The 13,443-nt window shown below is 40.8% G+C and carries 14 protein-coding genes; 4 read left to right on the top strand and 10 right to left on the bottom strand.

Annotation, left to right across the window (positions count from 1 at the left end):
• Positions 1-48: 48 nt before the first annotated feature.
• Positions 49-1,935 carry an Nramp family divalent metal transporter gene (locus tag SNE25_RS14825; protein WP_321565883.1) on the bottom strand — a complete coding sequence of 629 codons (1,887 nt, stop codon included), beginning with the start codon at positions 1,933-1,935 and terminating at the stop codon, positions 49-51.
• Positions 1,932-2,585: a metal-dependent transcriptional regulator gene (locus tag SNE25_RS14830; RefSeq protein WP_321565884.1), complete on the bottom strand. Its 654-nt coding sequence runs from the start codon at positions 2,583-2,585 to the stop codon at positions 1,932-1,934. The genes SNE25_RS14825 and SNE25_RS14830 overlap by 4 nt, the downstream gene beginning before the upstream one ends.
• Before the next feature lie 140 nt (positions 2,586-2,725).
• Here SNE25_RS14830 and SNE25_RS14835 point away from each other — a divergent pair, with 140 nt between their 5' ends.
• On the top strand, positions 2,726-3,196 hold the full coding sequence (locus SNE25_RS14835) for an Lrp/AsnC family transcriptional regulator (RefSeq protein WP_321565885.1): 471 nt from the start codon (positions 2,726-2,728) through the stop codon (positions 3,194-3,196).
• A 108-nt stretch (positions 3,197-3,304) separates the two neighbouring features.
• Here SNE25_RS14835 and ung read toward each other — a convergent pair whose 3' ends face one another.
• A complete protein-coding gene (ung, locus tag SNE25_RS14840; protein ID WP_321565886.1) occupies positions 3,305-3,982 on the bottom strand; it encodes a uracil-DNA glycosylase in 678 nt (225 codons plus the stop codon).
• 70 nt (positions 3,983-4,052) lie between these two features.
• Between ung and SNE25_RS14845 the strand changes: the two genes are divergently transcribed.
• Positions 4,053-4,601, top strand: a complete 549-nt coding sequence (locus SNE25_RS14845; protein WP_321565887.1) for a DUF2892 domain-containing protein — start codon at positions 4,053-4,055, stop codon at positions 4,599-4,601.
• 40 nt (positions 4,602-4,641) lie between these two features.
• Here SNE25_RS14845 and SNE25_RS14850 read toward each other — a convergent pair whose 3' ends face one another.
• On the bottom strand, positions 4,642-4,854 hold the full coding sequence (locus SNE25_RS14850) for a hypothetical protein (RefSeq protein WP_321565888.1): 213 nt from the start codon (positions 4,852-4,854) through the stop codon (positions 4,642-4,644).
• Between the two features lie 185 nt (positions 4,855-5,039).
• Between SNE25_RS14850 and SNE25_RS14855 the strand changes: the two genes are divergently transcribed.
• Positions 5,040-6,566 (top strand): IS1182 family transposase, encoded by a 1,527-nt coding sequence (locus SNE25_RS14855; RefSeq protein WP_321566226.1) that lies wholly within the window; start codon positions 5,040-5,042, stop codon positions 6,564-6,566.
• A 169-nt stretch (positions 6,567-6,735) separates the two neighbouring features.
• Here SNE25_RS14855 and lysS read toward each other — a convergent pair whose 3' ends face one another.
• Positions 6,736-8,457, bottom strand: coding sequence for a lysine--tRNA ligase (gene lysS / locus SNE25_RS14860; RefSeq protein WP_321565889.1), 1,722 nt, complete (start codon positions 8,455-8,457; stop codon positions 6,736-6,738).
• A gap of 168 nt (positions 8,458-8,625) precedes the next feature.
• Between lysS and SNE25_RS14865 the strand changes: the two genes are divergently transcribed.
• A complete protein-coding gene (locus SNE25_RS14865; RefSeq protein WP_321565890.1) occupies positions 8,626-9,522 on the top strand; it encodes an SMP-30/gluconolactonase/LRE family protein in 897 nt (298 codons plus the stop codon).
• Here SNE25_RS14865 and SNE25_RS14870 read toward each other — a convergent pair.
• The 5 genes from SNE25_RS14870 to SNE25_RS14890 form a co-directional block, all read right to left on the bottom strand.
• Complete coding sequence (locus tag SNE25_RS14870; RefSeq protein ID WP_321565891.1) at positions 9,519-9,839, bottom strand: hypothetical protein; 321 nt, start codon at positions 9,837-9,839, stop codon at positions 9,519-9,521. The two genes, SNE25_RS14865 and SNE25_RS14870, sit on opposite strands and share 4 nt — an antisense overlap.
• 55 nt (positions 9,840-9,894) lie before the next feature.
• Positions 9,895-11,064: a retropepsin-like aspartic protease gene (locus SNE25_RS14875; RefSeq protein ID WP_321565892.1), complete on the bottom strand. Its 1,170-nt coding sequence runs from the start codon at positions 11,062-11,064 to the stop codon at positions 9,895-9,897.
• A gap of 460 nt (positions 11,065-11,524) precedes the next feature.
• Positions 11,525-12,121, bottom strand: a complete 597-nt coding sequence (locus SNE25_RS14880; RefSeq protein WP_321565893.1) for a DUF308 domain-containing protein — start codon at positions 12,119-12,121, stop codon at positions 11,525-11,527.
• 105 nt (positions 12,122-12,226) lie between these two features.
• Positions 12,227-12,823 carry a Crp/Fnr family transcriptional regulator gene (locus SNE25_RS14885; protein WP_321565894.1) on the bottom strand — a complete coding sequence of 199 codons (597 nt, stop codon included), beginning with the start codon at positions 12,821-12,823 and terminating at the stop codon, positions 12,227-12,229.
• Positions 12,824-12,935: 112 nt separating this feature from the next.
• Positions 12,936-13,319, bottom strand: coding sequence for a hypothetical protein (locus SNE25_RS14890; protein WP_321565895.1), 384 nt, complete (start codon positions 13,317-13,319; stop codon positions 12,936-12,938).
• Positions 13,320-13,443 lie beyond the last annotated feature (124 nt).

The raw sequence follows: 13,443 nt of genomic DNA on the forward strand, positions 1-13,443 counted from the left end.
ACACAAATTTCGTCTTCAAGTTTTGCAGCTTGCGTCGCTTTTAACAAGTTATGCTCGCTGAGGTTTTACGATAAGTACAGGAATATTAACCATGTGCCTTACCGAGTTTACAGTAGTTCCAAAAATAAGATCTTTAAATGTCTTGTGCCCGTGTGAGCCCATTACTATAAAATCGATATTTTCCTCGTTCACAATTTTGGCTATCGAACCGGCGGGGCTGCCATAACCAATTTGAGCGCTGGCCTTATAGCCAAGGTTTTCCATAGCAACAACGTATTTGTTTAAGTTGTCTGCATCGCTTTGCGTTTCACTATCCATTACCTGTTTACCGTAGTAACGGGCGCCGGCGGTTTCTACTACGTGGATAAGCGTGTAATTAGCCTGCTTACCTCCCTGCATAATGGCATGGCGCAGGCAGTCGTTATCGTTTTTAGAGAAATCAATAGTAATGGCGATGTGCCTATAGGTAATTGCGTTAAGCTCTGTAATAGCGCTCGCGATACCATGGGGTACATAAGCGGGCCGGTCTTTATGTTTAAACATGGTTGGTCTTATAAAAACATACAATAACAATATACCAATACCAATAACAATTGGTATTACCAGGGTGTAAATCCATATATCGGCAGCAGGGTATTCTTTTATCCAATCAATTATTTGCTCATATACCAGCTTTACATTTAAGCTCACTATGCCGAGCGCGCTTGCCCATGCCAATATTTTTACTTTAAGGCTTATGGCAAAGTTACCCATTCGTTTTTTATCAGAGGTAAAGTGTATTAATGGTATAACCGCGAACCCGAGCTGCAGACTCAAAACTACCTGGCTTAACACAAGAAGGTTGCCCAGGGCGGTTTCGCCAAAATAAATAATGGTTAGCACTGCAGGTACAATGGCCAGCAAGCGGGTAAGTAACCTGCGCATCCAGGGCTCTATGCGCAGGTTAATGTGTCCTTCCATAATTATCTGCCCGGCAAGCGTTCCGGTTATGGTAGAGCTTTGACCTGAAGCGATCAGGGCGATGGCAAAAAGGGCAGGCGCGATTCTGCCGAAAATATGTTCAAGCAGTTTATAAGCATCCTGTATTTCGGCAACCTGGAAATAACCGTTCTTAAAAAAAGCGGTAGCCGCCAGTATTAGTATAGCCGCGTTTACCAAAAAAGCAAGGTTAAGGGCTATAACGGTATCAAATAAGTTGAATTTTATAGCCGATCTGATACCCTCATCAGTACGCGTGATCTGCCGGGTTTGTACCAGCGACGAGTGGAGGTAAAGATTATGGGGCATTACCGTAGCGCCAATAATGCCAATGGCGATATACAGTGATTCGCCGGTTAAATTGCCTGGTGCAAAGCCTTTCGCAATTTCAACTACATTGGGCTGCACTATAAACATCTCTATTAAAAAAGACAGGCCCACAATAAATATCATTGATATAATAAAGCCCTCCAACTTGCGCATGCCTTTATTCATCAGGTAAAGCATAAGCACGGTATCGGTAATGGTAAGCGATACACCCCATATCAGCGGCAGGTTAAACAATAATTTTAAACCAATAGCCATACCAATGATCTCGGCCAAATCGCAGGCTATAATGGCTATTTGGGCCAGTATATACAACCAAAAGTTTACAAAACGTGGGTAAGCATTTTTTGAAGCTTGTGCCAGATCCAAGCCGCGAACAATGCCCAGGCGGGCGCTTAACGATTGCAGGAGCAAGGCTATCAGGTTTGATGCAAATAAAACCCATATCAGTTTGTACCCGAAGGCGCTGCCGCCGGCAATATCAGTTGCCCAGTTGCCCGGATCCATATAGCCTACACTAACCAGGTACGCCGGCCCAAGAAAAGCCATCATTTTGCGCCAGCCGGTTTTATTTTCGGTGGTGACCGAACTGTGTACATTACCTAATGATTGGTTCTGGTTGTTGTTCATGGGGCTATCATTAAATTATTGGCCACTTCGCGGCTGATGTGAACTTCTTTGTTATTTTCAATTTGCAGTATGATCGAATGATCAAAGGCAATGATGTCCATTATTCTAATTTTTTTACCTATAGTTAGGTTTTGTTTTTCAAGATATTGTAAGAAGGATGGGTTATGGGCACGCACCTCTGATATTATTCCGTAATCATTAATTGCAAGTGACGAAATAGGCTTAAGTTCAGACGATTTAAACCTGCCGTTACAATCTGGTATCGGTTCACCATGTGGATCATGCTGAGGGTAATCCATGAATTTATCCAGCCTGTCAATCAATTCTTCTGATGATATGTGTTCCATCTCTTCGGCCATATCATGTACCTGGTCCCATTTAAACTTTAATTTCTCTACCAGGAAATACTCCCATAAGCGATGTTTGCGAATAATGTTAAGCGCTATTTTTTCGCCCGATGGGGTAAGATTGACACCCTGGTAACGGGTGTAGTTTATTAAAGCCTTATCTGCCAGTTTCTTTAACATATCGGTTACCGACGAAGCCTTGGTATTTAATGACGCGGCAATTTGATTGGTGCTCACGTTTCCAGAGTCCATCGACAAATGATAGATTGATTTTAAATAATTTTCCTCGGCTAAAGTATTCATTTATACAAATCTAATAAAAAATTTAGACTTACCTAAAAAATTGAATTTGGGAAATATATTTTTGTTGAAATACTTTTCAGAAAAATATAATTTTGTGAAGTGTGGAAAAATGTATATTTGCATACATTATTGTATTCCTAATGGCTGCCGAATTAGATAAAATTGATTTTCAAATACTTAAGATATTACAGGAAAACGGGAGAATAACCAACCTTCAGCTTTCAAATGAGATAGGGCTTTCACCAGCGCCAACACTGGAGCGTGTAAGAAAACTGGAGAACGCGGAATATATAAAAAGCTATCACGCCCTTGTTGACGAAGAGAAACTTGGCCTGGGAATAAAAACTTTTATCCAGATATCGCTTGATTTTCATCAGAAAAATACCATCCAGACATTCCTGGATGAGATAAAACACATCAAAGAAGTTACCGAATGCCATCACGTAACGGGGCAGTGCGATTTTTTATTGAAAGTTTACGTACGTGACATTAAATCATACGAACAACTGATCATGGAAAAAATAAGCCGCATTACGGTAGTTAAAACTTTCCAAACCATGATGATTATGTCTACCAGTAAAAAAGAGCCGATAGTGCCGCTGGAATATTAGCCCCCTGCTCCCCTAAAGGGGGAGTGAAAAAACAGAAAGGCCTGCTCTATTAAAAATAAAGCAGGCCTTTCGCAATTCAAAAGCTCCCCCTTTAGGGGGTCGGGGGGCCTAATGTATTTGCCAGTCAATTGGCTTTTTGCCTTCCTTTTCAAGTATGGCATTGGTTTTTGAAAAAGGTTTGCTGCCAAAAAATCCCCGTTCTGCAGAGAATGGAGAGGGGTGTGGCGATTTTAAAATAAAATGTTTCTTTTCATCTATCAACACCACTTTTGATTGGGCAAATGCTCCCCAAAGTATAAATACAATGCCTTCTTTTTTGTCGGAGATGGTTTTGATCACATGATCAGTAAACTCTTCCCAGCCTCTTTTTTGATGCGAGCCCGGGTTGCTTGCCCTAACGGTTAAGGTTGCGTTTAATAATAGTACACCCTGTTGTGCCCACTCTTCCAGATTACCATGCGACGGGGCTTTAAACCCAGGAATATCCGTTTGCAGCTCTTTGTATATATTGATCAGCGAACGCGGAATGGCAATACCCTTTTGTACCGAGAATGAAAGCCCGTGAGCCTGGTGTGCCCCATGATAAGGGTCCTGGCCCAATATAACTACCTTAACATCATCAAAATGGGTGGTATTAAAGGCATTAAAAATATCGCTGTTTTTGGGGTAAACTAACTGTCCTGCTGTCTTTTCGTCCTGCAAAAACTTTTTAAGTTTTATCATGTAGTCTTTATCAAATTCGCCTTTTAAAACTTCGAGCCAGGAGGGGTCTAATGCGTTTGCCATAAATATTGATATAATGTTGATTAAGCGTACAAATTAACAGATATTTGCGCTTAATATAGTATCACAAATTATGTCAAATATTGTTAGGTTAATTATTACCTGTGTGTTATTCGGTGCGGCCGTTGCGCTTTGTGCTTTTGGCTTTTGGGGCTGGGGGATTTTAGTGTTGTTATTAGGCGGTATATTACTGCTGAGTTTCTTCTTTAATGAAAATATGATCTTGTCGCAATATTTTCTGCGCAAGGAGAATACCGAAAAGGCAGAACTATGGTTAATGAAGATTACTGATTATGAAAAACAGCTGCATAAAAATCAACACGGCTATTATAATTTGTTAATTGGGCTTATCGAATCACGTAAAGCACCCATGAAATCTGAGAAGTACTTTAAAAAGGCGCTTCAACTGGGTATGAAAATGTCGCACAATGTTGCGCTGGCTAAATTAAGTCTTGCCGGTATATCTATGGCTAAACGTAACAAACGGGAAGCGCAGATGTATCTGTCTGAAGCTACAAAAGACGATAAAAATAAATTATTAACTGAGCAGATCAAGATGATGAAGGGGCAATTGGCTCAGATGGATAAACAGGTAGTAAGAGGCGGATACCGCCAGTTTTAAGAAATTAAAAAAATAAAAGAGACGAAAAACTTCGTCTCTTTTATTTTTCCTCGATAGGGCTGTAGTAATCAGGCTCTGATGAGTGGTTCTGATAAGGTTGGATGATACGGTCTGTATATGCATCGCTTTCCTCAGTCGGGTTGGCCACTTCAACCAGTTTTAGTAAACTCCTGATGAACGATAAGTTGAAGTTACTTCTGTTCAGCTTTATCAGGTATTCGCTTTCGGTGATCTCCAGAATTGAATTGGTCATGACTTTTTTGAATAGTTGTTTATTGCAATTATACTCAAGATACTTAAACCTAAAGTGCTGTTTTGTTTAAGCTTTTATTAACAAATTGTTATTAAATTACTGATATAGAGTTTGGTATCGGATTTACCAAAAAGAAGCCGTCTCATAAGTCAAATATGGGGCGGTTTTTTGTGTATCTTAAAGACATGGGAGGCAAGGTAGTCTTTAAGGCATATGATCCGGACCAGTTAACGTTTTTACCGTATAAACTGGAAGAATTGGTACCGGCAGGTCATCCGGTACGGATAGTTAAACAGGTGGTTGACGCGGTCGATGTCAAGCCACTCAACCGGAAGTACAAAGGCGGCGGCGCGTCGAGTTTTCATCCCCGGCTGATGCTGAAGCTGCTGATCTACGGTTACCTGACCAATACGTATTCCTCACGTAAACTGGAGGAGCAGGCGGCCCAGAACGTGCCCTTCATGTGGCTTTTAGGGATGAAAAAGCCTGACCATAATACCATCAACCGCTTTCGCAGTGAAAAGCTGTCGGGTGTATTAAAGCAATTCTTTTCCCAGATCGTGCAGTTATTAGTGGCCGAAGGTATCGTATCGCTGAAAGAAGCAGTGTTTACCGATGGGACGAAGATTGAGTCAGCAGCGAATAAGTATAGCTTTGTATGGGGCAAAAGCATAAAGCATAACAAAGAGAAGATCAAAAGCCAACTGGATGAGTTATGGAAATATGCCCAGAACCTGGCGAATGAAGAGCGGCTGGACACCTCGCCCACTACGTTTGCAGAAGTGAATGCCGAAAGGGTGGAACAGACCATTGCCAGCATTAATGCAGCCTTAGCCGGGCAAGAGGATGTAGACCCTAAAGTAAAGCAAAAGCTGAATTATGCAAAAAAGCATTGGCCGGAGAACCTGGCCAAATATGATGAACAGGAAAAGTTATTGGCTGGGCGTAACAGTATGTCAAAGACGGACCCGGATGCCACGTTCATGCGGATGAAAGAAGACCATATGCTGAACGGTCAACTCAAGCCTGCTTATAACCTGCAGATCTCCACCCAAGAGCAGTTCATTCTCAATTACACCCTGCACCAGGCTTCGACCGATTATCAAACGCTACCCTCACACATCGAACAGTACGAATCCCTTTATAAAGAACTACCCAAAGCGATAGTTGCCGATGCAGGTTACGGCTCGGACGAGAACTATGGTGTGCTGCAGCAAAAAGGTATTGAAGCTTATATCAAATACAATACGTTCGACAAGGAACAAAAAGAAGGTATCAAAGCATTCAGTAACGATAGTCTCCATTATAACGAAGCGGATAACTATCTAACCTGCCCGATGGGCCAGCGCATGCACCATGTTGGCGACGGTCAGCGGATAACTTCTTCAGGTTTTCTGCAGTTGATCAGCCGCTATCAGGCGCAGAACTGTGAAGGCTGCCCGATGCGGGGCGCATGTCACCAAAACCCCGGCAACCGGATCGTCGAGATCAACCACAGTCTGAGAAAACATAAACAGGCAGCGACGGAAAGATTGAATACAGAACAGGGCATCAAATACCGAAAACGAAGACCCGCCGATGTGGAGCCGGTATTCGCACAACTGAAGCACAATCATGGTTTCAGACGATTCCTGTTGAAAGGAATGTCCAAAACAGAGGTAGAAATAGGGTTATTATCCATCGCTCATAACCTCAGAAAATGGAAAGCCTGAGAAAAAGGCTTTTATCTCCCCAAAGACAGCTGAACCAATCCAAAAAACAGAACAAACCAACACAGTCCGCCTTCCCTAATAGCTTATCTAAATCGCTCTAAATAAAAAAACCGCCTCATAATTGACTTATGAGACGGCTTCTTTTTATGAAGCTTATATTTAAAAAAGCCTATTCAAACCAGGCCATTACCTCTTCTTTAGTTGGCATGGTAATATCAAGTTTTAATTTTTTGCGCATACCGCCAAGATCATTAAAAACCTTATTGGGATTGCCTGCTTTCAACTCTTCAACAGTGTTAAAGCCCATTTTATTAAGTACCGGTACCCATTCGGCACGTACGCCAATGTTTATAAAGTCATCGGCGGTAGCAACCTTAACCTTTTTCTCCGGACGCATTTGCGGGAAGAACAATACTTCCTGTATAGTGCTTTGGTTGGTCATCAGCATTACCAACCTGTCGATACCAATACCCAGGCCCGATGTTGGCGGCATACCATATTCCAGTGCGCGCAGAAAATCATCGTCCATAGCCATCGCTTCGTCATCGCCTCTGCCTGCCAGTATCAATTGTTCTTCTAAACGCTCACGCTGGTCAATAGGGTCATTTAATTCAGAATAAGCATTAGCTATCTCTTTGCCATTTACAAACAGCTCAAAACGCTCCACAAGGCCATCCTTGGTACGGTGCTTTTTGGCCAGCGGTGTCATTTCGATAGGGTAGTCGGTAATGTAAGTTGGCTGTATGAGATTATGTTCTACCTTAGCGCTAAATATCTCGTCTATCAGTTTACCTTTACCCATTGTTGGGTTAACCTCAATATTCAGTTCCTTACAGGTTTCACGCAGACCGGCTTCGTCCATAGCCGATACATCGATACCTGTATATTTCAATATAGAATCATACATCGAAAGCTTTTCGTAAGGCCCCGCAAAATTTATTTCATGCTGACCTACCTGTACCACAGGGATGCCGTGTACTGCTTTGGCAACGGTTTCCAAACATTCTTCAACCATGGCCATCATCCATATATAGTCTTTATAGGCCACGTAAATTTCCATGGCAGTAAATTCCGGGTTGTGGGTGCGGTCCATGCCCTCGTTACGGAACATTTTGCCAAACTCAAAAACGCCATCAAAACCGGCTACTATAAGACGTTTTAAGTACAGTTCATTGGCAATACGCAAAAACAACGGCATATCGAGCGTGTTATGGTGTGTTGCAAACGGACGGGCCGCCGCGCCGCCATGTACAGGCTGTAATATCGGGGTTTCCACTTCCATCCATCCCTGTGCGTTAAAATAGCTGCGCATGCTATTGATCACTTTAGAGCGATTGATGAATATTTGTTTATATCCGGGGTTAACGGTTAAATCAACATAACGCTGGCGGTAACGCAGCTCCGGATCGGTAAAGCCATCATGTATAGTTCCGTCGTCTTCACGTTTAACAACCGGCAACGGTTTAAGTGATTTTGAAAGTACGATCAATTCACGAACATGAACAGAAATTTCGCCGGTTTGGGTTAAAAACACATAGCCTTTAACGCCTATGTAATCGCCAATATCCAGCAGTTTTTTAAATACGGTATTGTAAAGGGTCTTATCCTCATCAGGGCAAATGTCATCACGCTTCAGGTAAATTTGTATCCGCCCGGTTGAATCCTGCAGCTCGGCAAATGAGGCACTGCCCATAATACGGCGGGTCATGATCCGGCCTGCAATTACTACATTCTGGTATTCTTCGGGTTTATTATTGAAATTATCGGTAATGTCCCGTGCCCAGGCGTTAACATCAAAAGCTTCGGCAGGGTATGGGTTAATACCCAATGCCCTTAATTGTTGTAAAGATTCGCGGCGTATAATTTCCTGTTCGGATAGTGCAATACTCATGCTGTAACGATATTTTAAATAATTTGCAAAAATAGCGTTTTTAATGAGTTTGGGTAATGTGTTTTTTAATACATATCAAACGCCGATATTAAATTTTTTGTTCCCGGAAGTTAATCTCATTTAAAAACACATTACATTAGTAAACCTTTTAAAACTTATACCCAAATTATGAAAAAGCTCAAGGGCATATTTCTTTTTTTATCAATAGCTGCAGCAGGCAACGTATTTGGCCAGGATGCGCCGGGTTTATATGATGCCGGAACAAAACCGCAGTTGGTTGCCAAACAGTTTTCGTTTACCGAAGGCCCGGCAGCAGACCGCTATGGCAATGTTTTTTTTACCGACCAGCCCAATAATAAAATATGGAAATACGATACCAATGGTAAACTATCGGTTTTTTTAGATAGCGCAGGCCGCTCAAACGGAATGTACTTTGATAAAAAGGGAAACCTGATAAGTTGCGCCGATGCTAAAGATGAGCTATGGTCTATCAGCCCCAAGGGTAAAATCACCGTTTTGTTAAAAGATTACAATGGTCATTTGTTTAACGGACCTAATGATGTCTGGATAAGGCCCGACGGCGGTATTTACATAACCGATCCTTATTACCAGCGTGACTACTGGACCCGCAAACAACCCGACCTTGACGGTCAAAAATTATACTATCTGCCCAAAGGGCAACACCGGGCTATAATGGTCGACGATAAATTTGTGCGCCCTAATGGTATTATTGGAACACCTGATGGTAAAACTTTGTACGTGGCTGATATTGGCGATAACAAAACGTATAAGTACGATATTAATAAGGATGGTTCATTAAGCAACCGTACTTTGTTTATACCACAGGGATCAGACGGAATGACCATTGATGAGCAAGGCAATATTTATTTATGTGGTAAAGGCATTACTATAGTTAACCCCAAAGGCGAAAAAATAGGCCACATTGATATTGACGAGCCATGGTCGGCCAACATTTGTTTTGGGGGTAAAAACAAGGATGTTTTATTTATTACGGCTTCCAAAGCGGTATATACAATGAAAATGAATGTAAAAGGCGCAAATTAATACCCATTGATTATAAAATCGGCAACTTGCTTTTGCTCATCCTGGTCAAGTAACTCGCCGGTGTATTTCCATTGCAAGCGCATAGGTTCAATGTCTAAGGTGCCCAGGTAATCGGGATTGGCTTCATCGGCCAGTGCCGGTTTCCCTTCATCTATTTCCAGCTCTTCGGTAAATAAAGCCGACTCATTGTCTGTGGATGTTTTATATATTTTGTATATCCCTGCTTCGCTCAGATCATGAAGCAACTGAGGTTCAATAATAATGTTTCTCAAACTGCCATCGGCGTGTTTTAAAATAAATGTGACCGGGTTTTTCATGAGTTGTGATTTTGTATTTAATACAGCGGGCTATAAAGTTTGTTTGCAACAATGGTTACTCTTTATTGATTTGCACTTTTTTAATATTGCCGTCGCCATCTCGAATACTAACTATAACGGTGTCTTTCCCCTCTAAAATTGATTTGTTAATAACATCGCACAAACTTATTGTTGAACAATCAATCCCATCTATTGCAATAATTTGATCGCCTTGTTTTACTTTTCCAATTCCCTTTTCCCAAACAGTGCCAACCATCAGTTTATTATTTGCAATTATTGGCTGAAAGGGCCAATGTTTTTCATTTAGGTCATTGAGCGGTTGATTGGCATCGAAATAAAATTTTCCGTGAATAAAATCAAGCGTAACCGATCCGTAATCTAAAATTTTAGTTCCTATAGCCGGAGAGCCTTCTTTATTGTTTTCGGTAATTACATTATCAAACCGGCCGTTGCCTACGGTTATAAACGGAAATTTTATAAGTTGTTTGTCTGCACTTGCTTGCAGGCCGCCCGCACTAAAATTGTTGGCTCCATAACCTTTGGCCAAAACTTCATAAACGCCCGGTTTTGTAAACTGCTTTAATAAAGGATCGCACATTCTGATAAAGGTATTGTCGCCGGTATCAAATCCAAGGGTTACATCAACTTTATCTGCAATAACGATTTTGACAATGGGGTCGCTTTGTGAACTTGTGTTAGTCACCAACGGACTACTACTTTTAACGTTCAACGATAGCTTTTTGGAGTTATTGGTTAATATAATGAGATGTTTTGCCGGGTTTATGTTAACTATAGAATTACGAAGTATATTGCTGCCTATAACACCATCAACATTCCAACAGTTGTAAAAATCAGGAATAAGCATTACAGCGGGTATGTTGTTAAACTCTGTGTTGCCTAATTTTATTCTGTTCAGGCTTACAAAAGCAATTGAGTCTGTACTTTTACCATACGCATCTGTAACCGGAGATTTATGTAATACAGCAGCCCTTAATTCCTCAGCTAAAGCTTTACTGATAGCAACGGGCGCACCGGTATCAAATAAAAACCTATGGTTTTTGCCGTCTATTTCAACGTTTAAGAAGATTTTACCATTTATGTTTTCGTAGGGAAGCTCTTCGTAATAATCTTTGGCCAGTGTGCCCCCCTGGTTAAAAGTAAACTTTTGCGCTCTTGAAACGGTGGTTAAAAATAGCAGAGCAATAAAAAGTGTATAAGGTTTCATATAAAATAGGTTGACGTCACAAATTACATAAATGGGGTGATTTTAAAAAATGTATAGAAACAAGAAGCGCCCCTGATGGGCAGGGGCGCGTTCTAACCAATTATAAACCTAAATTATGAGAAGAGTTGCAAGGGAGGAGTCGAACCGTCTGTTGCTGCCTGTCAGCTCCTTACAAATAACTATGGCACAAATATACATACAGAAGTTATATTTTGCAATAGTTTTAATAAAAATCTTTATGTGTTAACAATATGTTAACTATATAGATGTTAAAGTATGATATTAATAATACAATTGATTGCTTTTTCTATCGCTAAAGCCTGTATATCAATTGGATTTATCATGATACAATTTCAAACTATTGCTTTCCTAAACGTAAAAACAGTAAGTTTCGCATCCAAATAAACGCGAAACTTACTGTTTAATGAATAGGTGGTTTAGTAATTTGACTTTACGGTGATCAATCTAATGCCGTTTGATGACCGCCGCGTGCTGTTTTAGTTAGCCGGATAGCAGCAAGTAAATAATAAAATGCACCAAATGCAGAGTAGCCCGCCAAGCTGGCTATACCCTTTGTTGGATCATGTGCCGTTATTATAAAAACAACACCAGCAAGTAGCGATTGACCACCGCTCAGAATCATTGGCCATTGGCCACCAAGCTCGCGTCTTCTGCGTAAGCCTAATATCAGTTGTATAATTCCGGTTAAGCCGGCCCATACGCCAAATACTATAATGGCCGCCGGAACGCCGACGGTTAAGGCAAAACCAACTGCAAAGGTGGTAACTATACTGATAATCGCGTTTGCAAATTGAGGTTTTAATGAATTGCCGCTGCCACGGTTTGCACGAATGTCAAGCAGTGTACCCACCACATCCCATGCCGGATAAATGACCAATAATACCGCCGCTATCTGGGGTGAAGTTTTAGCATAAACAGATACAAGCGTAACCCAGACGATGGAGAAAGCCATGCGGGTAAAATAAAGTGAGCGCAACGCATTTGCTGTTTGAGCAATGTTGTGCGATTGATTGTTTGAAGTTTTATCAGTTTTCATTTGCTGTCGTTTAATATTTGATAGCAAATTTGAGTGTTATTGAACCGGTAATTTTTCACCTAGGTGAAAATCAGCTGAATTATTTTAAAATAACCCAGATTCGTATTAATCTTTTTGTTTGAGCAGCCTTTTTTTAATGCGGGTTAATGATGGGTTTTTAATACCCAGGTACGATGAAATATGATAAGCGGGTATGCGGTTAACAATGTTGGGATGTTCGCCCAGCATTTTAATATAGCGTTCTTCGGCTGTATTAAATAAAAATTCTTCGGCCCGGCTTTGTGAATAGTTGAAAAACAGTTCGGCAATCAGCCGGCCAAATTTTTCCCAACCGGTGGGTGTGGTATAAAGATATTGGAGGTCTTTATAATTGATGGATATGATCTCAGCATCTTCCAGCGCTTGTATATAGTAATAACAAGGATATTGGTTAATAAAACTCCGAAATGACACCAGGAACTGTTTTTCTGAAAAGAAGTAAACATTTTTTTCCTCACTTGTTTCCGGCGGAACATAGTAAATCCTGAAAATGCCTTTGGTAATTAAAGCCAGATCTGTACATACAAAGCTTTGCATGTTAAAAAAATCGCCTTTTAAAATTTTTCGGGGTCGCCATAGCGGTAAACCAACGGTAATGTCGTTATCTGTAAGGGCTGCAAAGTTTTTTAATACTTCAGCCAGTACTACGTGCTTTTCATTCATTAATGTAAATATAATAATAGCGGGAGACGAAATAAATAGCTAAGGGGGGTAAAACGCAAAAGCCACCTCAAAATACATGGGTGGCTTTTTGTATTTATATAAAATTTAATACTTACTGCTTGGGAGCTGCAGTGTCGGCTTTCTTTTTATCGTGTTTTTCCTTTTTTGCAGCCTTAAAATCAGCAAGGGCTTTTTGCTGATCGGCAGTTAAAATGGTGTTTAGTTTTTGATCGGTTTGCGCCTCTATAGCTTTGTGCTTTTCCTTGTTGGCCTTTTTACCGGCTTTGTTAGCTTTTAAGCTATCAATACGGGTCGCTTCTGTTAGGAAAAGAGCATTAACCTGTTTGGTTTGGGTAGCAGTAAGTTTCAGGTTCTTTTGCAGGTTTTGTGTTTTATGGGCAGCCTTTTCTGCAGGTGTCTTGTCTGTTTTTTGCTGCGCATTGGCAAGTGTGCTTAAACTGGTTGCCAGTGCTATAACTAAAATTAATTTTTTCATTTGATATTTATTTGTTAGGTATGACAATTACTTGCCCGGTTAGTTTAACCGGATGATAAAGTTAACAAAAACTTAAAGCTAAATAATTTGCCTGCCTTTTAAACCAATATATTTATTTCAGGTC

This window comes from Mucilaginibacter sabulilitoris (genome assembly GCF_034262375.1).
Taxonomy (GTDB): domain Bacteria; phylum Bacteroidota; class Bacteroidia; order Sphingobacteriales; family Sphingobacteriaceae; genus Mucilaginibacter; species Mucilaginibacter sabulilitoris.